Origin of the sequence: Streptococcus oralis (assembly GCF_023110435.1) — a bacterium.
Classification (GTDB): Bacteria; Bacillota; Bacilli; order Lactobacillales; family Streptococcaceae; genus Streptococcus; species Streptococcus oralis_CF.
This window is the reverse complement of record NZ_JALDWB010000002.1, coordinates 140,320-161,931: the sequence shown is the minus strand read 5'-3', so window position 1 is coordinate 161,931 and position 21,612 is coordinate 140,320. Positions and strand designations below refer to the sequence as shown.

Annotated in this window: 23 protein-coding genes; 1 reads left to right on the top strand and 22 read right to left on the bottom strand. The window is 40.5% G+C overall.

The annotated features are described in order from the left end of the window. Positions 1 to 4: 4 nt before the first annotated feature. Genes M1F97_RS05005 through M1F97_RS04990 form a run of 4 tightly spaced genes read right to left on the bottom strand, consistent with a single transcriptional unit; the run spans position 5 to position 4,160 of the window. Positions 5 to 538 (bottom strand): ABC transporter permease, encoded by a 534-nt coding sequence (locus tag M1F97_RS05005; RefSeq protein ID WP_247944403.1) that lies wholly within the window; start codon positions 536 to 538, stop codon positions 5 to 7. 60 nt (positions 539 to 598) lie between these two features. Continuing rightward, the gene (locus tag M1F97_RS05000; RefSeq protein ID WP_247944402.1) at positions 599 to 1,885 is read right to left on the bottom strand and encodes a response regulator transcription factor; all 1,287 of its coding nucleotides are present in this window, start codon (positions 1,883 to 1,885) and stop codon (positions 599 to 601) included. A 12-nt stretch (positions 1,886 to 1,897) separates the two neighbouring features. Next, complete coding sequence (locus M1F97_RS04995) at positions 1,898 to 3,568, bottom strand: sensor histidine kinase (RefSeq protein WP_247944401.1); 1,671 nt, start codon at positions 3,566 to 3,568, stop codon at positions 1,898 to 1,900. Then, a complete protein-coding gene (locus M1F97_RS04990) occupies positions 3,546 to 4,160 on the bottom strand; it encodes a YesL family protein (RefSeq protein WP_247944400.1) in 615 nt (204 codons plus the stop codon). The genes M1F97_RS04995 and M1F97_RS04990 overlap by 23 nt, the downstream gene beginning before the upstream one ends. A gap of 133 nt (positions 4,161 to 4,293) precedes the next feature. Between M1F97_RS04990 and M1F97_RS04985 the strand changes: the two genes are divergently transcribed. Then, on the top strand, positions 4,294 to 4,866 hold the full coding sequence (locus M1F97_RS04985; protein WP_247944399.1) for an MptD family putative ECF transporter S component: 573 nt from the start codon (positions 4,294 to 4,296) through the stop codon (positions 4,864 to 4,866). Positions 4,867 to 5,041: 175 nt separating this feature from the next. Here M1F97_RS04985 and dltD read toward each other — a convergent pair whose 3' ends face one another. From dltD to tsaB, 18 genes are all read right to left on the bottom strand, one after another. Next, positions 5,042 to 6,214 (bottom strand): D-alanyl-lipoteichoic acid biosynthesis protein DltD, encoded by a 1,173-nt coding sequence (gene dltD / locus M1F97_RS04980; protein WP_247944398.1) that lies wholly within the window; start codon positions 6,212 to 6,214, stop codon positions 5,042 to 5,044. A 47-nt stretch (positions 6,215 to 6,261) separates the two neighbouring features. Beyond that, entirely contained in the window at positions 6,262 to 7,416 is a 1,155-nt protein-coding gene (dltB, locus tag M1F97_RS04975) for a D-alanyl-lipoteichoic acid biosynthesis protein DltB (protein WP_247944397.1), read from the bottom strand. Positions 7,417 to 7,587: 171 nt separating this feature from the next. Beyond that, entirely contained in the window at positions 7,588 to 8,280 is a 693-nt protein-coding gene (locus M1F97_RS04970; RefSeq protein ID WP_038804670.1) for a methionine ABC transporter permease, read from the bottom strand. Position 8,281: 1 nt separating this feature from the next. After that, positions 8,282 to 9,343, bottom strand: coding sequence for a methionine ABC transporter ATP-binding protein (locus M1F97_RS04965; RefSeq protein ID WP_000085680.1), 1,062 nt, complete (start codon positions 9,341 to 9,343; stop codon positions 8,282 to 8,284). Next, entirely contained in the window at positions 9,336 to 10,709 is a 1,374-nt protein-coding gene (locus M1F97_RS04960; RefSeq protein ID WP_084974567.1) for a M20 family metallopeptidase, read from the bottom strand. The genes M1F97_RS04965 and M1F97_RS04960 overlap by 8 nt, the downstream gene beginning before the upstream one ends. A 98-nt stretch (positions 10,710 to 10,807) precedes the next feature. Continuing rightward, on the bottom strand, positions 10,808 to 11,662 hold the full coding sequence (locus M1F97_RS04955) for a MetQ/NlpA family ABC transporter substrate-binding protein (RefSeq protein WP_093586131.1): 855 nt from the start codon (positions 11,660 to 11,662) through the stop codon (positions 10,808 to 10,810). Between the two features lie 154 nt (positions 11,663 to 11,816). Beyond that, complete coding sequence (locus M1F97_RS04950; RefSeq protein WP_125398529.1) at positions 11,817 to 12,662, bottom strand: transporter substrate-binding domain-containing protein; 846 nt, start codon at positions 12,660 to 12,662, stop codon at positions 11,817 to 11,819. Positions 12,663 to 12,764: 102 nt separating this feature from the next. Then, the gene (locus M1F97_RS04945) at positions 12,765 to 13,088 is read right to left on the bottom strand and encodes an AzlD domain-containing protein (RefSeq protein WP_247944396.1); all 324 of its coding nucleotides are present in this window, start codon (positions 13,086 to 13,088) and stop codon (positions 12,765 to 12,767) included. Next, complete coding sequence (locus M1F97_RS04940; RefSeq protein WP_247944395.1) at positions 13,078 to 13,773, bottom strand: AzlC family ABC transporter permease; 696 nt, start codon at positions 13,771 to 13,773, stop codon at positions 13,078 to 13,080. Before M1F97_RS04940 ends, M1F97_RS04945 begins: the two co-directional genes overlap by 11 nt. A 143-nt stretch (positions 13,774 to 13,916) precedes the next feature. After that, entirely contained in the window at positions 13,917 to 14,519 is a 603-nt protein-coding gene (locus M1F97_RS04935) for a hypothetical protein (protein ID WP_247944394.1), read from the bottom strand. A 194-nt stretch (positions 14,520 to 14,713) separates the two neighbouring features. Next, on the bottom strand, positions 14,714 to 15,940 hold the full coding sequence (locus tag M1F97_RS04930; protein ID WP_247944393.1) for an MFS transporter: 1,227 nt from the start codon (positions 15,938 to 15,940) through the stop codon (positions 14,714 to 14,716). 71 nt (positions 15,941 to 16,011) lie between these two features. Further along, complete coding sequence (locus M1F97_RS04925) at positions 16,012 to 16,677, bottom strand: CPBP family intramembrane glutamic endopeptidase (protein ID WP_093586140.1); 666 nt, start codon at positions 16,675 to 16,677, stop codon at positions 16,012 to 16,014. Positions 16,678 to 16,688: 11 nt separating this feature from the next. After that, positions 16,689 to 17,363, bottom strand: coding sequence for a CPBP family intramembrane glutamic endopeptidase (locus M1F97_RS04920; protein ID WP_093586142.1), 675 nt, complete (start codon positions 17,361 to 17,363; stop codon positions 16,689 to 16,691). 169 nt (positions 17,364 to 17,532) lie between these two features. Then, positions 17,533 to 18,171, bottom strand: coding sequence for a CPBP family intramembrane glutamic endopeptidase (locus M1F97_RS04915; RefSeq protein WP_247944444.1), 639 nt, complete (start codon positions 18,169 to 18,171; stop codon positions 17,533 to 17,535). Between the two features lie 145 nt (positions 18,172 to 18,316). After that, entirely contained in the window at positions 18,317 to 19,180 is an 864-nt protein-coding gene (locus M1F97_RS04910; protein ID WP_247944392.1) for an XRE/MutR family transcriptional regulator, read from the bottom strand. Positions 19,181 to 19,283: 103 nt separating this feature from the next. Next, positions 19,284 to 20,294: a tRNA (adenosine(37)-N6)-threonylcarbamoyltransferase complex transferase subunit TsaD gene (gene tsaD / locus M1F97_RS04905; RefSeq protein WP_247944391.1), complete on the bottom strand. Its 1,011-nt coding sequence runs from the start codon at positions 20,292 to 20,294 to the stop codon at positions 19,284 to 19,286. Continuing rightward, positions 20,284 to 20,721: a ribosomal protein S18-alanine N-acetyltransferase gene (rimI, locus tag M1F97_RS04900; RefSeq protein WP_125848042.1), complete on the bottom strand. Its 438-nt coding sequence runs from the start codon at positions 20,719 to 20,721 to the stop codon at positions 20,284 to 20,286. The genes tsaD and rimI overlap by 11 nt, the downstream gene beginning before the upstream one ends. Next, positions 20,718 to 21,401, bottom strand: coding sequence for a tRNA (adenosine(37)-N6)-threonylcarbamoyltransferase complex dimerization subunit type 1 TsaB (tsaB, locus tag M1F97_RS04895; RefSeq protein ID WP_247944390.1), 684 nt, complete (start codon positions 21,399 to 21,401; stop codon positions 20,718 to 20,720). Before tsaB ends, rimI begins: the two co-directional genes overlap by 4 nt. Between the last annotated feature and the right edge of the window lie 211 nt (positions 21,402 to 21,612).

The following is a 21,612-nucleotide window of genomic DNA, read 5'->3' as shown; positions in this document are numbered from 1 at the left end:
ATACTTAGGCAGCTTCTTCTGTTTCGACTTCCTCAGCCAAATCTTTTTGTTGACGCCACATCTTGTAAAAGACAATGGCAAGGAAGAGGACATTGATAACAACAAATAAAATCGTTGTTCCCTTTCCAAGGACTTCTGTTCCTAGTCGCAAAGTTTCATCACGGATAGCTTGTACAGCATCTTGCATACCCATATAAGTATAAATCGAACCAACAATGGCAAGCAAAACATAAGCAATGTAAGCATAATTTGCATATTGCAAATGATTACGAACCAAGAGCACAATACCTGCGACTACTAAAATCGTAGATAAAATAATCAAAACGATGTTAACAGTCGAATGCGATAATTCAGCTGTCTTATGTAGATAATTAATCGTATCCTCCAGCTGCTGAGCGCTAATGCCTTGTACTTGTGCTTGACTGGCACCTAGTGCTTCTTTACTAGGTACTGGACTTAGTATTCCAAACAAAGACATAGCTGAAATCAATGCTGATAGGACTAATAAAACCCAAAGATAAATAGGTTTCTTTTTCATAATTTTTCCTCCTTAAGGTATTTTGGACATTATAGCATTTTTTGCACGTAAATACAAGTTTTATAGGGAACTTTCGACTTGTTTGCGGTAAGCTTTTGGTGATTTTCCGCACAATTTACGGAAAACCTTGTAGAAATATCCAACATTGCTGTAACCAACAGCATAGCAAACATCTTCAATACTATCATTGGTTGAAAGCAAGAGCTGTTGCGCTGCCTTAATCCGCTGTTTGTTGAGCAATTCTGCGAAGGTTGAGTTGGTTTCTCGCTTGATTAACTGACCGAGGTAGACAGGATTGATAAAGAGATCCTTGCTGATATCCTTAAGCGAGAGCTCTTTCTGATAATCACGCCCGATGACTTCAAGAACACTCACCACATTTTCATTCATGCGGTACTGGCCAAAGAATTTGGTCAAGGTTTCTTTGATATAGGCAACCAATTCTTCAAAGGAGTTAATGGCATGGATGTCTTTGACAATCTCGGTCATATCATCCGCTTTTAAGTGCTCAAACAAGTGGAAGACATCCATGACAAACTGAGTAAAGAGTTGTTTGGTGATGGCCACGCGCGGAGTATTCTCCAAAACGACCTTCTCGAGCAGGGTTAATTCCTCGATGATTTGATTGATATTTCCTTGGATAATCACGCGATAAATCGGTTCATAATAAGCAAATAAACTCTCGGATTTTTCTAGATTGACTGAACCGTAAAAGAGGGCTTTTTCAGCGTTGATCTTCCATTTTTCAAAGGCTTGTTGGTAGGGTGCTTCAAAAGGCGTTACTACGATTCCATCTAGTGGTTGATCAGAGATAAAAATCTGCCAGTCTTGACCTAAAACATAGTAAGGAACAGTGAAAGATCCTTGTTTTTCCTTTGAAAGACCTATCCACCAGCTGTCTTTACCTGCTAAATAGTTGGTAAATCCCTCTTCATCCAATTCTTGGCTGAGAGTTTGGCTTTGCTCCACCTTTTCCTGAAGCTGTCTCGCAATTTTTTCTAATAGATGACTCAACTCCACCTTATCCACTGGCTTGACCAGATAATCCACGACACTAAGGTTCATGGCTTTTTTGACGTAGTCAAACTCCTGATAGCCAGACAGCAAGATATAATAGGTATCTGGAAGTAGCTCTTTCATTTCCCTAATCATCTCAAGCCCTGTCTTATCTGGCATATTGACATCGGAAATGATCACATCTACTGGATTTTCCTTGACATAATCTAAAGCATCATCTGCGTGATTAGCTGTTGCGACGACTTGCATATCCCATTTTTCAAAGGGGATTAATCGCTTGAGCCCCTCTGTCACCATATACTCGTCGTCTACTAATAAAACTTTATACATTTCCCTTCCTTTCTATTCATTTTGAATAGTAATACGGTAACGAACACCTTCTTGCTCAGCTGACTCTACACTGATTTGGTAGCGATCCCCAAAATAGAGGACAAAACGTTCGTGTACATTGACTATTCCAATTGATTGTCGCTCTCCGCTATAGCTTGCCTCGTGCTCAAAACTTCTCTGAGTTAGTTTTTCTTGCAAGCTAGCTAGTTTCTCAGCAGTCATCCCGCGACCATTGTCTACCACTAGGATTTCAACAAAACCTTGGCCCTTCAAAACCTTGATACTGATCACATTGTCTGTTCGGCGATGGTCAATACCGTGGGCAAAGTAGTTTTCGACCAATGGTTGAAGCGTAAACTTGGGAATCTTCATATTTTCTAATTCTGGCGTAATCTTAAAACCATAGGCAACTGACTTTGGATAACGCACCATACAGAGATAGCTGTATTTGCGACAAAATTCTAATTCTTGTTTCAGCGTCGTTTCCCGCTCGTTGGAGATATTATTGCGTAGTAAACTGCTAAATTCATAGATAATATCCGCCAGTTCATCTTGGCTTTCCATGACGGCATACATGCGCAGAAACTCTAAGGTATTGTACATAAAGTGAGGATTGATTTGAGCTTGCAGGGCTCGCATATTGGCATCTTTTTGACTGAGCTCTAGCTGGTAAATATCGTGGATATTCTTTTCCAGTCGATCCAACATATCATTGGTGGTTTCTGCGATGAGGAGCAACTCCTGATCTTTTTCAGAAGTATCGATGCGAAGTCCCTCTTCTCCTTGAGCAATCACCTCGATAGAATCTACTAAATCTACGACCTGCCTTTGGTAATTGGAGAAGGTCTGCCTCAAGGTCACATATAAAATAATAATAAAGAGAACACTCAAACCAACAATGACAGCAGAACTGGTCAAAGTGCCCTTAAGAACAAAATCCTTAGGAACTGCTGATTGGACTTGATAGCCATGTGATGTCAAACCAACAATCCAATTTTCCCGTTCAGCTACTACATTTTCCCCTATATGAAACAATTCAGTATCAAAAGGTGAAGTGATCGTCACGGCCACAGGAATCAGACCGCGAGTATTATCAATTGCTTGGTAAAGTACATCCTGCGATAAAGAAATGTAGATAACACCTAGCGACTGATCGGAGTTAGGATCAAGTACTGGTATGGCAAAACTATTGGCTGCTGGTTTGAAATCCTCAGCAAGAATTTTCTCTCCGCTACGTTTTTCTCTAGTAGAAACGTAGACTTCCTTGTAGTCTTGCAAAACAATTGCAACACCTGTCACAAAGCCATTTCTTACATACAAATCATCAATGTTTTCATACAAGGATACTGAGACATAAGGAGACGCTTTACGTTGCAACAGCCAGTAAAAATAATCCGATGTACTCAGACTAAAATACTTGTAAATCCCTTCAATCCGTGCTCGATTTTCAACCAGTTCCTGCGCTAGCTGAGTCGACTCTCTGTGGTAATATTCAATCTCACTCACTGTTCGAGTCGTTACACGTTGAGCTACTCGCTGGGCTTCTTTTTCACGGGAACTCCAGTCAGCATAGGAGAGCATGACCGCAAAGCTTGCAATGATGACAATCATCACCAAGGTATAGATGCGCAAGAGCGAGTGGAGCCAGAACGGCTTCATTTTATTTTGTCGCCAATTTTTCATGGATACTTTCATATACGGGTTCCAACATATCACTGATAAAGAAATGCCACACACCAATTCCTACAAAAAAGAGGAGGGCAGGCATATAGTAACCAATTCCTACAAGCATGACCGTACCAAATAAAACCTTGGCAATTGCCGGCAAATTCATAAAAATTCCGATAAGAGCGAGTTTTACAGTATTTCGATAAGAGAGCTCATAGTGAACTTGGAGTTTCAATGAAACGGTATAAGCCAAAAAAACAAAGGCAACAACAAGGATATTGAGAAAGGTTGCCAAGAGATGGAAGATAGTCTGATGGGACAATTGAACCAAAAGGTACAAACCATAGACTAAGACTAGATCTACAAGTACAAAACTATAGAAAGCTAGGTTGCTCTTGACAAAGTTACTCTTATACAATTCCCAAGCTTCTTTCAAACTATAAGCTCGATAAGTATAACCGTGCTCCGCATATAAACTCATAAGAGTTGCACTAGCTGGTGCCAAACCAAAGACCACACCCCCTGCTAGTGTCAATAACCAGAAAAAAGCTGTCGCAATCATTCCTAAAAAGAAACGATTAAAGACGAATTCTAGAAACTTTCCCATAACATCCTCCTTAAAACAACTATGTAACTATTATATCATATTTCAAACGTTTTCAAAAACATAGAGCTCCCATTTACAATCCTCTAAAAGCGTGATACAATTGATTTTGACAGTTTTATATAAGGAGATTCTCATGAAGAAAAATATCTTAACTACCCTCTTAGCCGTCGTTCTCTACTTCCTCTGTCTAGGAATCGGAGTATTACTTGGACACTTGGTTGACTCAACGGGCAATATGTTCTATGCGCCTGCCTTTTCTGCCCTTGTTGGAGGGAGCGTCTACATGTTTCTTCTGGTAAAAGTTCCTCGTTTTGGTGCCATTACCACTCTCGGATTCTTTATGGCTCTCTTTTTCCTAGCTAGTAAACACGGCGCTGGTGCCTTTCTACCAGGACTCGCCTGTGGTCTTGCAGCGGATGCTATCGCTCGCCTCGGCCACTATAAAGATCGAATCAAAAACACCCTCTCCTTCCTCGTCTTTGCTTTTAGCACAAGTGGTCCTATCTTCCTCATGTGGATCAGTCCCAAAGCTTATGAAGCAACTCTACTCGCTCGTGGAAAATCCCAAGAATACATCGACCGTATCATGGTCGCTCCCGAGTTAGACAAAATTTTTCTCTTTGTCGCAAGCATCCTTCTAGGTGCCTTGATTGGGGCTTTGCTTGGGCAGTTTCTAAGTCAAAAAATAGCCGATAAAAAAATATAATGTAAAAGCCCTGAAGACTAGCAATGCCTAGTTCCAGGGCCTTTTAAATATACAATCTTAGAATTCACTGTAGATAAATTCTTGAATATTCGAAAAATCGGTCACAAAACAGTAAGTCACAATGCTTAAGATAACCGTATAGAAAAATAGTGTCCACAAGATTAAACGCTGTGTGTTAGTTAGCTTGGTTTGCAAATTTGTAAAGTTCTTTTTCAACTTCCATCCATCCTTTCACTCCAACGTGCATCACGTCAAATAAAAAGTAATCATCATATTCTCTGTTTCCATAGTTTAGCACCGCTGCACCATAGCTTTTTGCGACATCTTCTATTTTTTTATAAGTTTTTTCCCGCATCTCTCTTGAGACACCTGTGTAGTCGTTCCATTTCCCGTTTACTGGGAAAATAATAACCTCAACTTCAATACCCAATTCCTTAGCAACTGTCAAGAAAAGTTCCATATCTGAATATTCTGGTGACTCCAGGTAGCTTAAATCTTTATTAGAATCTTTCAGCGATGCATAGCGATCTTTCAAGTAAGTATTGTAGTAGTTATTATCAACAGCATAGTCGTTGTTGTCTGTTTTCTTTTTGACCTCTTCCACAAACTGATCCGTCATTTTCTCCCAATCATAGTCTGGGGTTTTATCTCCTAGTGAAGGATAATCTGATTTGGCGTGTTTTTGATAAAAAGTCTGTTTGAGCTTAAAGGAATAAATCGCCTTATCTAACTCTAATAGTTTTTTATCAACAATGGTTCCTTTTCCATCTATGAAATAACTTTTATATTTTTTGTAGATGTCATTTTGTTGCTTGTTCCCCTTGGTAATCTCGATAATGCGATTGATTATTTTTTCTTTCGTTTCCTTACTAATCTTGTCATTATCTAGCATGTGGAAAATATGTTCCTGAGAAGCCTTGTTCAAAAAGGCATCTTGATGGGTCCCATCTTTTTCAAACCATTGAACCGACTCGACAATGGCCACTTTTCGCTTGGTCATAGCTCCTTCAATAGAGCCCAAGGTCGTAGCCTGAATGATGTTTTGAGAATAACTGGTCCCAATCTGCATGATATTAAAATCGTTGTAGTTAAAAATTTTATTGGGATGATAGTCTTCATTTATCGTTGCAACCAACTCAGATGACCCCAATAAAACCAGTGTGTTGGGAGTGATATTGCTTGTTAAAATATCTCTACTTTTATACTTTTCATACGAGGTACTATAGCGAATACTGTTATCCTTGACTTTATAATAATCATCAATCTTCTTGACATACGTCACATTTAAAAGGGCAAGCGTCGCAATTACGAGCACAAGCGATAGTAAAAATGCTTTTAATTTAATCATCTCGTTTTATCCCATCCCTTCGATCCGTCTAATCTCTTTTCAATCTCTTATCTCTTTAAAATCGTCAGTAAGATTTTATAGGGTTCACCTGAAAAGATAAAGAAACCAACCATAACCAAATTCATGGTCACAAACCAACTTAATAGCTTATACCATTTTTTGTTTTTATTTTTCTTATAAAAATTGCTTTTCTTTTGATACACTTCAAATCCAGCCATCAAGACACCATGGTAAAAACCATAGACAATGTAACTAACACTAAGACCATGCCAAAAACCCATGACCAACATATTGACCATATAGGCATAGGTTGCATTGTGTAGTCTATTTTTAAACCATTTTTTCCTGATAACCTGCATCAATACTCTTGAAAATACAAAATCTCTCAACCAGGTCGACAAGGTGATATGCCATCTGGTCCAAAAATCCTTGATATCGACACTCAAGAAAGGTTTGTTAAAGTTCATTGGTGTCTGAATACCTAGAATGTTACTACTTCCAACGGCCATTAGACTATAGCCTGCAAAGTCGAAGAACAGATACAAGGTATAGAGGTACATATATTTAATTGAGTAAACGACTGTGCCAGTATTATTTAGAGTGAGTAACATCTGGTAAACATAGGTTGATAAAACAACCTTGTAAAGAAGGCCTAGAACGATACGATACACACCGTCCCCTGCTAACTCTAGATACTCTTTTCGGGGCATGACCTCGTTTATCTCTTTTAAAAATCTCCTACTCCGATCAATCGGACCAGCACTAACTGTTGGGAAAAAGAGCAAAAACTGTAGATAATCTTTTACAGTGATTTTTTCTTTGATCAAGCCATCCGATATTTCTAGCATGATCTGAATGGTCTTAAAGGACATGTAAGAAATTCCAATAAAGGCCAACAAATGCAGAGAAGTCAAGGCAAAGACCTTATTGATTACTAAAGGAAGAATGGAAAGGAAAACCAGTGGTTTCAGCCTCTTTGCTTCTATCCTCTGTGCTAGAAAAACCAGAAAATATTGATAAACGACAAAGGCAAGCAAATAGACAATCATTGCTCGACTCTTACCATAGATAGCTCCTACAAATAAGAGGGAGAGCGTCAAAATATAGTAGTCCTTACGTTTTTCAAAAAAGTTTACCACAAAACCAATCAGTAAAACCACAAACAAGAGAAGGAAAAACTCATTCCCCTCAAAATAATTCATATCAACCGAACTCCTTTTTCATTTTCTCATCTCGCTTCAAGGTTTATCTTTCTAGTTTTTTCCTATCCTATCACCAGAGAGAGTTAGCTTTATCTATTATACCATAATTTAAAAACTTTAAATGCCCCTGTTGGCAGCTTACTAGAACAAAAAAGAGCCATTCGGCTCTTTTTATTTATGACTTAATTTTTTAGTCAAGAAATCTCCCAAGAACTGGATCGTAAAGATAATCAAGATGATAATGATGGTTGCTAAAACTGTCACATCGTGATTGAAACGGTTAAATCCATAAGCGATGGCTACGTTACCGATACCACCAGCTCCGACCGCACCAGCCATGGCTGTTTCCCCAACAAGGGAAATCAAGGTCACAGTCGTCACACGGATCAAATCTGGAAGACCTTCTGATAGATAAACCCCCACGATATCCCAGAAAGTCGCTCCACTAGCCTGCGCCGCTTCAATGACACCGCCATCTAGCTCAGCCAAGACGACCTGCACCTGACGGGCAAAGAAGGCAAAGACTGCAAAAGAAAGTGGAACAAGGGCTGCATTTGGACCAATACTAGTCTTGACGATCAAGTGAGAAAGTGGAGACAAGATTGCCAAGAGGATGATGAAGGGAACCGCACGGAAAATAGAGGTAATCTTGTCTAAAATCCAGAAGATAACCTTATTTTCCAAGACACCACCTGGCGCTGTCAAGACGAGGAAAAGACCTGCCACCAGCCCCAGGAACCCTCCGATGATGAAGGAAAGAACTGTCATATAAAGAGTTAGGTAAATGGCTGTTCCCCAGCCTGCTTGACCAGCCCAGCCCATTTTATAGACATTTGGTAAATAAGTTTGAATAAACTCTGTCATTTTACTGTCCTCCCTTCAATACTTTTAACTGGACACCCGCTTGGCGGATAGCTTCTTGAGCACCTGCTAGCGCTGCTTTTTCACCTGACAAGACCACAACCAATTCTCCGACTGGAGTGCCGTCGAGAATTTCGATATTTCCATAGAGGATATTAGCCGTTACTTGGTAATGTTTGTATAATTCATTCAAAAGTGGCTCGTCTGTCGAAGCCCCTGCATACTTGAGCTGCACTAAGATACTGTTTTCAGATAAGTGCTCTACGATTTCTTGCTTCTCAATCTTGACCATGGCTTCATCAATACCTGTAGCTGTTGAGATAAAGTCCTGGGTCAAAGGTTGTTTAGGGTCTGAGAAGATTTCAAGGACACTACCCTCTTCAATCAAACGGCCATCCTGCATGACTGCCACACGATTGGCGATATCCTTGACAATCTGCATTTCATGTGTAATCAAAACAACAGTCAAGCCTAATTTTTGGTTCAAATCTTGCAACAAGGCCAGAATTTGCTTGGTTGTCTTAGGGTCAAGGGCAGAGGTTGACTCATCTGAAATCAAGATTTTTGGATCATTGGCCAAGGCACGCGCAATGGCCACACGCTGTTTTTGTCCTCCAGATAGTTGTGAAGGGTAGTTTTCAGCACGATCCGCCAAACCAACCAAGTCTAACAATTTAGCTACTTTAGCTTTCTTTTCTTCCTTGCTGAGTCCAGAATGTTTGAGGGCAAAAGCCACATTTTCCTCTGCTGTTTTTTGACTCATGAGGTTGAAATGCTGGAAAATCATCCCGATATCTTGACGTTTGCGACGCAACTGCTCTGCCGTCAAGGTCACCTTGCCATCAAAAATCACATCGTCGTCAATGGTAATTTTTCCTGCAGATGGTTTTTGCAGGAGGTTAATCACCCGGACTAGAGTGGATTTTCCTGCTCCAGAATATCCTACGATTCCGTAGATATCCCCTTCTTGGATGTGAATGGTCACATCCTTGACCGCTGTGATGGTTCTCTTCTTCTGATGAAAAGTCACATCGATCTGATCTAACTTAATAATATCTCTACTCATAGCTTCTAATCAGCTCCTCTACTAATTCAATATGGGTGTAGTAATCGGCGATTCGCACGTTTTCATCTCCACCATGGTCTCGGCTATTGGCATTTCCTAGACCGAAGGCCACCATGGGTACCTCTAGGGCATCAAAGACCGTATGCATAGGCCCTGTCCCCGCTGTTGTCGGTAAGACTGAAACGCCCTGTGGATAGAATTTCTTGGCCAACTCGATCACATTGAGAATGGCTGGCGCACTCATATCGCTTCGATAGCTCATCTCTCCCAAGGTATAGTATAATTCTACCTTATCAAAGCCATTTTTGTCTAGCTGTTTCCGAATTTTTTCCAGAACATCATGCGGTTCTAGGCCAGGAACCAAACGAACCTCTAGCTTAGCACTGGCTTCTGCTGGCAAAATCGTTTTAACCCCTTGCCCTTGATAGCCTGACTGAATCCCTTCGATATTAAGGGCTGGCTCGAAAAAGAAACGTTTTAGAAAGGCTGCACGATCCTCTTGTAAGAGAGGCAATTCCAAGCCATAAATGCGACTGATTTCCTCAGGATTGCGTTGGGCGTAGGTATCCACCAAGGCTAGTTCTCGTTCATTTGGCTCTTGAACATCCTCGTACAAGCCTTCTACTAAGATACGGCCGTCAGCAGCTCGCAGACTACTTAAGGCCTGGATAAGATACCAAGGTGCTGACTCCACGACACCACCATAACTCGAGTGGATATCTACATCCGCACTTTTTACCTTGGCATCAAAGGTCACAATCCCTTTGTTTCCGCCAGAGATTTCCAGCTGCTCCAAGGCGTTCTTTGTACCTTGTTCCCATACCAACAAATCCGCCCCACGAAGTTTGTCTGCGTGTTTCTCTAAATACTTATCTAGATCCATGGAAGCAGACTCCTCTGCCCCTTCCATGATAAAGCTAATATTGACAGGTAGGTCATCATGGTGTTGCATGTATTTTCTCAAAGCACTCAAACGAGCTGTGATGTGGCCTTTGTCGTCGTCAACTCCACGCCCATACATAAAGCCATTGCGCACAGAAAGGGTAAAAGGATCCTCTGTCCACACCTGGTCACCATCCGCTGGCACGGTGTCATAGTGGTTATAGAAGATCAAGGTCTTAGCATCTGGACGCGAACTCTTGAAATGCGCCATGACAAAGGGAGCCGTATAAGTCTCATCAATCTCTACTTCAGCCCCTACGCGCTTGAAAATCTCACCCAGATAGTTTGCGACTTCCTTAAGTCCAACCTGCTGGGCAAAGACTGATTTCTTGGAAATTAAGGTGCGCAAGACTTCAAAATAATGTTGAGCTACATGATCCTTTTCAAATTTTTCAATCTGTTCTTGTTCACTAGGAAAAACCATATTCTCTCTACCTTTCTATGAACGTATAGTCTTCTTTACAATCCATGCTCTAGACAAAAGTAAGAGGTGGAAACTCTCTCCCACCTCCCTGTGTCTTATTACCAAACTGGTTGGTCCAAACCGTCTGATGTTTCTTCGATAACTTTTTTCACTTCATCAGTGTGGTAAGCTGCGATAATTTTCTTGATGGCATCAGCCTTAGGTGATGATTCCCAATCTTTTTTCGCAACGATGATGTTGTACCATTGTTTTGAGTTTTCATCAGCTTGTTCTTTGAAGAGTGCTTTTTTGTAGTCCAATTTTGCTTCTGTAACGAAGGTATTGTTTACAACGGCAGCGTCAACTGATGACAATGAACGAGCTGTTTGGCTAGCGTCCAATTCAGTAATCTTCAAGTTCTTTGGATTTTCTTTGATGTTTGCGATAGTAGCAAGTTCAGTTCCAGAAACATCCAATTTAATCAAACCAGCTGATTGAAGCAAGTAAAGCGCACGGCTTTCGTTTGTTGCATCGTTTGGTACAGCGATTTCACCGTTATCTGGGATTTCTTCCACTTTAGTGTACTTGTTTTCTTCTCCATTTTTACCTGAGTAAAGGCGGATTGGTGAGATGTAGGTATCTGCAATCGCTACAAGGTCTTTCCCGTTTTCTTTGTTCCAGTTGTTCAAGAAGTTGTAGTGTTGGAAAGCGTTCAAGTCTACTTCGCCATCAGCAGTTGCCTTGTTTGGTTGAGAGTAGTCAGTGAACTCTGTGAATTCCAATTTAATACCATCTTTTTTAACCAATTCTTGGATTTTATCCCAACGTTTTTCTTCAGAACCGCTACGGTTAACTGTTGCTATTTTAACAACTGTTTCATTGTCCGCTTTCTTTTCTGAATTTCCGCAAGCTGCAAGAGCCAAACCTGCGACTGTAGCGATAGCTGCTACACCGAGCCATTTTTTGATTTTCATGATTCTATCTCCTTTAAAAATAATACCGTAATAGTATCTCATACTTTATTTGATTTCGCAAATTGTTATTAGATAGGCAGACATATAGTTTAAAACTATATGTTTAAAAATTGAGAAATCATCCGCCTTTCTCAGACTGGATGATTTCATACGACTATTTAATATCAGCTTCTGCTGGGAGGTAAGTGTCTCCGAAGAACTGTTTAGACAATTTTTCAAGAGTTCCGTCTTTGTAGAGTTCTTGGATACGTTTGTCTACAAATGATTTCAACTCATCTTGACCTTTAGCAAGAAGCGGGTAAACGTAAGGTTGTTGGTCGCTTGGAAGCTCAATCACTTTCAAGTTGTCCAAACCTTGATTTTTGATAACTGTCTCCACACCAATTTTATCAAAAATCTTGTAGTCAAACTGACCATCGCTCAAACGAGACATGATTTGCTGGAAATCAGCCTTGGTGTAGTTAAGAACCGTTGGGTTGTCTGCGTGTTGTTTGTTATAGTCTTCCAGTTGTTTAGCTGTTGTTGTTCCTTGAACGACTTCAGTAGATTTTCCACCAATATCATCGAGAGACTTAATACTGTTATCGTCTTTCTTTACAACGAGAACGTTAGGATTTTTAGCAGTTGGAGCTGCATAAAGGTATTTTTCAGCACGTTCTTTGGTATAGCTGATATTGTTCACAGCCATTTGGTAGCGATCAGCGTCAAGGCCCGCAAAGACACCTGACCACTCTGTCTTTTCAAACTTGACATCGTATTTGTCAGAGTCTTTAAAGATAGCACGAACTACTTCAATCTCATAACCAGTCAACTCACCGTTGTCTTCATAGTTAAATGGTTTTGGTGAAGCGTTGGTCGCTACAACAATTTCTTTCTTACCAGGTGTTGCTGCTTCGCTAGATGCGCTATCTTTCTTATCTCCACCTGAGCAAGCTGCTAGCACACCTGCGGCAACGAGCCCTAAGGCAGCAAGAGATGAATATTTGACGATTTTTTTCATGTCATTTCCTCCAAAATAGAATACTGTACTATCTTAACAGAAAAAAATTTTTTTCGCCATTATATGATACCTATCTCGGTGATAGATTTTTCTTATGGCTGATTAAAAGACCAGACGCAAGACTGCAATCAAGACAACTCCAAAGAGAACTGTGCCGACTAAATTGCGATAGCGAAAGGCTACAAATGCCGTTGGAAAGACTGCTAAAAAGTCTAGCCATTTGATTTGAGGAAAGCTTCCAACCTTACCTGTCACTACGCTTGAAAGGATCAAGGCAAAGATAATAGAAACAGGCAAAAACTTCAAAAATCGCTCTACGATAGCTGGCAAACCCTTGTACTTAACCAAGATGAAAGGAATCATACGGGGAATCCAAGTTACTAGACCTGAAAAGATAACGGCTAATAAAAGATACTTACTGACCATCTAAGACCACCCCCATGGTACAACCTAGCAAAGTCGCAAAAAGAACAGCTAGCGACTGAGACACTGCTGTCAAGAGGAAAAAGAAAGACACCGCAACAACTGCTAGGATCAGCAGCAGATTGCGGCCAGAAACCCGTCTTTGCATAATCTGAAATTGCGAAGTAAAAATCCCGATAAACATCCCAACAAGGGCAAAGTCCAAGCCAAAGACTTCAGGATTTGGAAGAAGACCACCTAAAGCGGTTCCCACCACTGTTCCAATAAACCAGGCTACATAACTGTTGAGATTGTTCCCATGCATCCACATAGGATTGACCTTGTCTGTATGGGCTAATTCTCCCATCAAAACCCCGTAAGTCTCATCTGTCAAGAGGCTAGACATACCGATATTTTGCCAGAGGCTAGTATGACGGAAATAAGTCGACGCATGCAGACTCAACAAGAAGAGACGCAAGTTGATCAAAAAGACCGTCATGGCAATGGCCGCCACAGGCGCTTGGACCGCAATCAATGCCAACATGGCAAACTGGGCACTCCCAGCATAAACAAATAGGCTCATCAGGCCCATCTCAACAGGTGTCACATGGGGAGCGCCGATAATCCCGCAAGCTAGACCGATACTAACATAGCCAAGGGCAGTCGGCATAGCCGCCTGAACACCCTCCCAAAATCCTTTTTCTTTCATCTCTCTCCTCTTATTTTTTTCGTTTGAGGCTGTTCATGGTCACAGCCACAGCAAGGAATATTATAACACATTCAAAGAAGAGAAAAAAGTTTAGAGTTTGAAACTTAGAGCTAGTAAAAAATGCTGAAATCCCATGAGTGTTATTAATGCATCCTAAACTGATCCACCCGAATAGTATACTTTTTATCTTCAATTTCTTTAACATCTTCGTCTTCTGTCGGATAAACATCGATCCAAAATTCTCTACTTTGTCCTTTCAACTTGACTTTATAGCGATAGCCGTCATCGTATAGTCCTACCGTCTCGGTAGTTACAGATTGAAAATTCGGAAGAGCTTCAATTTCTTTTTTTATAGTATGGGATAGATTGTTGAGCACTACATATTGCTCCCCTTTTGAAGCTACAGGAATATGAGCTGTCGCTTCTTCCAAGCGATGCGATTTTGAAAATGTGAATCTTGCTCGACCTGTATAACCATTCAAAGCAATATTTTCGTAATCATAGAAAAGGCGACCTGTTTTATAGAAATAAGGGTCTTCAGCACGCCAAGTATCTCGATAGGCCATCTCTGTTTCCTCCACTACTTCGCTAGCCTCTCCAAACACTTCTTCAAAGGATTTAAGGGACATATTGAATGAAAGGGATTCAAACAAAACCAGTTGTGTCTTTTTAAAATTCTGGCAAGCTGTTAAAAGCAGGAAAAGAGCTCCTAGAGCAAGCAGACTGTTTATTATTTTGTTTCTCATATACCTACTATACTAAAAAAATCTCAGACTGACAAACTTTGATAGAGTGGGATTCCGTGATTAGATTTTAAAATTACTTTTTCATTTAAGGTAACAAGGAATTGAACAAGGACTATTAGTTAGATATTGGAGATAAGAAAAAGACTGGAGCGCCAGCCTTATCGTATGAACAAAAATTAAATCAAAGTTCCCTACTAAATGCTCTCACGAATATTCAAGAGCATGACAAATGCGGTTAGGAGTAATAGCAATAGAATAAAGCTGACCGCTAGGGTCCCAAAACTTGTAGCAATCGTAACGAAAACGATTGTGAATAGACTTGGTAAAACAACCGTAATAGCACCAATAGAGGATTGAACCGCTCCCATTGACTCCTCAGGTATTTGTTTAAAGACGAGTTCTTGCAATCTAGGAGAGAGTATACCTGCGATGAAGGCATCCAAGGAGCTGAAAAGCAGAATCAAGCCAAAATGAACTGTGGCAAATCCTACTAAAAGGAATAACTGGATGACAACTGAGGCATATAGAGCCATTTTTATAGAAATCGTATTTTTCAGATAACCACTTACAAGACTTCCGACAATAAGTGCTGACAATTCTAGTGTTGATAACAAAGCGAGTGATTGACCAGTTTGTAAATTCAAAAACGGTTGATTCCTTAAAAAAAGAGTCGAAATAGGAACAGTGACATTAATCACTGCTTGGCTGATAGAGACGATAAATAAAATGAAGATCACTCTATCCATATTCCAGATCAATTTCGATGATTGGAACAAATGCTGGCAAAACGATTTTACAGAAAGACCTTCTTGATAGCTAATTGTTTTTTCAACTTTCAAAAGATCATTTTTTATGAAGAGAATACCTACAAATGCTATCAGAAACGTAAGAGCGTTTAGCAAGGAAATGAACTGAATGGAAAGAATTCCTAGTAAAATCCCTCCTAGAATATTACTGATTGTCCGAACTAAACTAGCTGTTGATTGTTTAAAGCCAATGGCTTCTGTCAGATGTTCTTTCCCAATGATTCTTATAAAAATAGGAGTTAGCATGGCTCCTGAAAAATAACTCAATGTATCCGACAAGAGGTTCATCAAACAAATAAAGAATACGAGCCATAAGGAAAAGGACTGCCCTGAAAGCGAAAGTGCCACTATAGAATAAAGTACAAATTTGACAAAACTAATAACCGTATACTTTAGAACGCGATGATGTTGAAAGTCAGCCAAAACTCCCATAAAGATTTGCAGAACTTGAGGAACAGTCTCTGAAATCGTGATGAGTAAAATTGCCAAGGGGGCAAACGAAGCATCTGCCACATAATTCAAAAAAGCAAGATAAAAAATCGTATCCCCAACCGTTGAAATCCACTGGTTGATGGTTAATTGCCTAAAATCTCTATTTTGAATAAATACTTTCATCGCAACTCCTTTTTAGTCCAAATGGGAAATTTTCCCCCGCAAGATAGACCGGTATTATTGAGCACCCAAAATTACAGCAACGGTAAAATTTGACCAATGCCATTGTAGACTATGTGAAGTCCAATAGGCCAATAAATCGACTTTGTCACTCTAAATAAGACTGCAAATATGAGACCGCCACCCATATAGAAGACAAAGTCTGTCAAGATCCATCCATGACTACTAATGTGCAAGATTCCAAATAATATAGCTGATCCGAGTACATCCAGTCCCCATTTCTTCCCTTTTTCCAGAGCAGTCATCACCAATCCACGATAAATCATTTCTTCAAAAATGGGACCTGCAATTACAGGATAGAAAAAATACATCAAAAATGCCGTAGCTCCTTTAAAATTTGGAGCAGCAAGTTGATAAGCAATTTCATTTTTGGTAGATGGGAAAAGATAAAATGTGACGAAATTCCAAACAACAAAAGCAAGCAGAGCTAAAAAGGAATAGAAAAGATAGGATCCTTTAAACTTTCTACTGTTGATTTTCTGCCATTTCCCCGACCAAATCATAGCAATAAGAGCAAATAAAACCACAAGAAAATTCAACAGCATATCCGACAGATAATAGGCAAAGTCAGATAGACCAGTAACAAGGTCGCTGCGTAAAACCAGACCACTGAACTCCTGGTCAGCAATGACAAGTAAAATAGCTATAAAAAAGTAGTAGTTAGAAATTATCTTTTTCATATTTCACCTTTCTAAAATCCAAATACCAATAAGCTGACGATAATTAAAAAGCTATTCCACAAGATGTGGAGTGCCATTGACCAATAAATTGAACGTGTATAACGAAAGAGCATACAGAGTAGCAGACCTGCTCCTGCATAAACGATGAAGTCTGTTAACACCCATCCATATTGCAAGACATGGATAAGACTAAAAAGAGTAGAGGAAACTATGACATCAACATAGTATGTTTTAAATTTAACTAGAGCTGTCATCAGAAGACCACGAAAGACCAACTCTTCAACTACCGGAGCAATGAGACTGCTATAGAGAATACGTGTTACAAAGTAACTAATTCCTGTTAAATTAGCTGCTTCTTTCACTATTGCACTCCCATTTTGCGTGCTGGGAAAGATCCGAGTCGTTATATTTACCCACAAAAACATCAATATAAAGGAAAGAAAGAAGATACCCAGATAGGACCAACGAAACTCGAATCGACCGTACTCTTTCCAACGTTGACTCTTTACAAGAACCACAGTAGCAACAATTCCCTCAATTACTATCAATAAAATTTGAATCCCATAAAATCCCAAATCAGATAACTGGCTCACTGAGTCTAATTTTGCTACAAGATTAAAAATCAAGTAATAGGACACAAGCACCAAAATGGTCCCTAGATAAAATTTCGTTTCTTTCTCTTTCATAGTTGATCCTTTTAAGTTTTATTTACGTCGCCTTTCAGCCAAACCTACCCAGAGTCCTTTCATCCAATCAAAAGCTCCGTAAGGGCTTGGTCCAATACCACAAACTGACTCGGGAATTTTTATGTTATAGCCAGTGTTCTCTTTTGCTAATTAGGATTATTGAAAAACTCTAAAACAACAAGGGGAGAATCTGCCCAATGCCGTTGTAAACTATATGCAGTCCAATAGGCCAATAAATGGACTTTGTTGCTCTAAATAAGACTGCAAATATGAGACCGCCACCCATATATACGAAAAAGTCTGTCAATACCCAACCGTGATTACTAATATGCAAGATCCCGAATAAAGCAGCCGAACCAAGCACATCCAGTCCCCATTTCTTCCCTTTTTCCAGAGCGGTCATCACCAATCCACGATAAATCATCTCTTCAAAAATGGGACCTGCAATCACAGGATAGGGAAAATACATCAAAAATGCTGTAGCCCCTGTAAAAGTAGGAGCGTAATGTTGATAAGAAATTGTATTTCTAGTAGGTGGAAAAAGAGAAAAGGTAACTCTATTCCAAAGGAATAGTAGAAGAAAAGCTAAGACACAATAAAACAAATAAGACCAGCGAAACTTCTTACTGTTAATTCCCTGCCATTTCCCTGATTGAATCATGACAATAATAGCAAGCAGAACCACAAGAAAATGCAATATCATAATCGATAGATAATATTCAAAGTCAGATAAACCCACAGCAAACTCGCTGTGTAATACCAGACGAATGAAGAACTGCTCAGCAATTACAATTAGAAAAGCTATAATAAAGTAGTGGCGTTAGATTATCTTTTTCATTCTATTTTCTCCTATACTATGAAATAATGATAGTATAACACGGAAATCACCACATTTTAGAAAATCGCATATTTGACATTTTTTCTCATAGAAATCTCTCATTTGCAATAGTGGACTAATCGATAAGCTCTTTATATTGCTGTAAGCGTAGTTCAAAAAGAGCTGTTAATTGTGGATTTTCTAATACTTGTAGAGATTGGATAAAGTCTTCAATCTCTTTTTGATTACTTCCCTTGGTTTGAAGGAAAATGCTCATCTTCTTTAAAAACTGCCACAATAATTTCTCAAAAACATCGTATGGACGGAGCATGCTCTCCAACTCGGCTTCAAAGATTGGGATATAGGAAAAAAGTTTGCGTTCCATGAGCTCTGAGATAATATTTAACAGCCCTTGTTTCATATACAGTCTATTGTGTGCCAATTCTTTAAATTCCTTTGATTTTTCAAGTAAAGAGGTTGATAAAAAGATTAGGTCCTGATTACTCAAGAAGGGCATGGTATTGCAAAAAAGATAGAGTTCAAACCAGGTCCAAGACTCGATAGCATAAAGGTAGGTGGTCAAAAACTCGCTATCCTCCTCTGCTAGCGGATAGTTTTTATCCAAGGAATGGATAGCATCTTTGATCACGATGGCATTCAAACGACGATAGGTCTGCGCCATCTGTTCTTGTTCGACTTCCTCCAACAGTTGCTCTAAACCCGCTATATCTTGATGAGCAAAACGATCCACAACCTTTCGGCCAAATCGCATGTGTGGGGATTCCTGGTAATTATTAAGCTTGTGTCCAAACTCATCGAAGGTCACATTTATCCCTTGGATAGCTAGTATCAGTTTATCCGCAGACAGCATAGACTGCCCTAGTTCAAACTTAGATAGCTGGGATGCTGTTAGACCCTCACAAGCCACATCTGACTGCTTGAGCTTTCTCGCCAGCCGCAATTCCTTGTAAAATTCTCCCAATTCCATTCTCTCAATCATCTGACCACCTCCTAATTTTTACATATTATATCATCATTTTTACGGTTGTGTCAAAATATTCTGACATTTTTCGGAGTTAAAAAGCCAGCCTCTAGCTGACTCTTTATTCCATAGTATCAAAGGCGAGGCTTGGTTTGGCATTGAGGCCCAAACCTGCGAAGTTTTCTTTGTTCCACTCGCTGACGCTGGCATAGGCAATCATTCCTGCATTGTCTCCACAGAGACGCAGGGGGGGAATGATGACCTTGACATCTGTAATTTCGGCTGCTAGGCGTTCTCTAAGACCTTTATTGGCCGCCACACCACCTGCGACAACAAGGGTTTTAACAGGGTATTTATCTAGGGCTTTCTTGGTTTTAGTCATGAGAATGTCCATAACAGCTGCTTGGAAGGACGCACACAAGTCCTCTGTAGACAAGCTTTCTCCCTTTTGCTCAGCATTGTGGTGAAGATTGATAAAGGCAGACTTCAAACCTGAGAATGAAAACTCCAGATTATCTTCCTTAATCATAGCACGAGGGAAATCATACACATCCTGCCCTTTATGAGCTAGCTCGTCAATCTCACGACCAGCTGGATAGGTCAAGCCCATGACGCGGCCGACCTTGTCATAAGCCTCACCAACCGCATCATCCCGCGTTTCCCCAACAATCTTGTAATCGCCAGCCTCTGACACATAGACCAACTCGGTGTGTCCTCCGCTGACCAAGAGTGCCAACAAAGGAAACTCCAAAGGCTCGACACTTTGAGCTGCCATGAGGTGACCAGCCATGTGATTGACGGGGATAAGTGGCAGGCCATGCGCCCAAGCAAAGGCCTTGGCAGCTGACAAACCAACTAGCAGAGCTCCAACCAATCCTGGCCCATAAGTAACGGCAACGGCTGTCACATCTTCTTCTGTAATTCCTGCTTCTGCTAGCGCCTCCTCGATACAGGCTGTAATGACCTCGACATGGTGACGACTAGCCACTTCCGGCACTACGCCACCGAAACGTTTGTGACTCTCAATTTGACTAGCAATGACATTGGACAAGAGTTCATCGTCGTTTTTCAAGACGGCAACACTGGTCTCATCACAGGATGTCTCAAATGCTAAAATATATCTATCCTTCATCTATTTCTCTCTTCATGATGATGGCGTCCTCGACTGGGTCATGGTAATAGGACTTTCGCTCAGCGATGACCGCCATCTTTTCTTTCTTGTAAAATGCTTGCGCTCGATGATTTGACTTTCTGACTTCAAGGAAAATTTCCTTATCTGTCGGCAATGTTGCAAACAAGGCTGATGCAATTCCCTGACCCTGATAGGCTCCCTTGACAGCGATTTGCAGGACTTCTGCCTCAAAGAGATTCTCCTGCACAGCTAAAATACCTATCATTTCTGCTCCCTCATAAGCCAGAGCGTACCAAGTCTGGTCTTGGGACAGGTCTGCTTGGATTTGTTCCAGCGTCCAAGGACTGACTGGGTAAACATCTGCCATGACAGCGTAGATGGCTTGAGCCAGGTCAGGTTGCTGTTGAATTCGTTTGATTTCAATCATAGGCGTTTAATGTAAGATTCGCCAGACTCGGTGTGATTTTTAAGCCAATTTTCCTCAGCCTCAACTCGTTTGAGGTAATTTGGCACAAAGTCGTGCAAGGAGTCTGCTTCCTTATCCCAGGCCCAAAGAGCTAGATTAGCTGCATTTGGCAAGGTTTCTTGGTAGCTGGCTTGTGGTAGTTGTTCTTGGATTTGTTCCACAAAGGCTCCAACTTCTCCGAAAAAGGTTACCTGTTCAGCATCCTTGACCTGCTCTAGCACTTCCGCAAAGGACAGGTGTGCTTCTGGCATAACAGGTTTGGCATTTTCATAAAATCCTGCATAAACATTGTTGCGACGAGCATCCATCAAAGGAACCACCAAGCCTCCTTGTTGGCGTGGCACCAGAGCCAATAGGCTAGACATACCAACTAACTCAATGTTCAGGGTATGAGCCAAGGTCTTGGCAGTCGCCACCGCAATTCGCAAGCCCGTGTAGCTACCTGGTCCCTCTGCCACCACGATTCGATCCAAATCCTTGGGCGTCAGGTCCAGACTCGACATCAAAAAATCGATGGCAGGCATGAGGGTAATACTGTGATTCTTCTTAATATTAATAGTCGTCTCGGCAAGAACCTGCTTGTCCTCTAAAATAGCGAGAGACAGAGCCTTGCTGGACGTATCAAAAGCTAATACTTTCATAACACATTCCTATCTTTTTGTCTGTTTACTATTATACTACAAAAGCCAACGCATGGGAATTTTCTTTCTTCCCAAACAAAAAGCCCTGACACTTAGGCAAAGAGTATGGTACAAAAATTCAAAAAAATTTTACATTTTCCTATCTTTTCCGAATAGAAAAGTAACCAAGGCAATTGAAAGGATCTTCGTAAGAAATTTGGATAAGTCATGC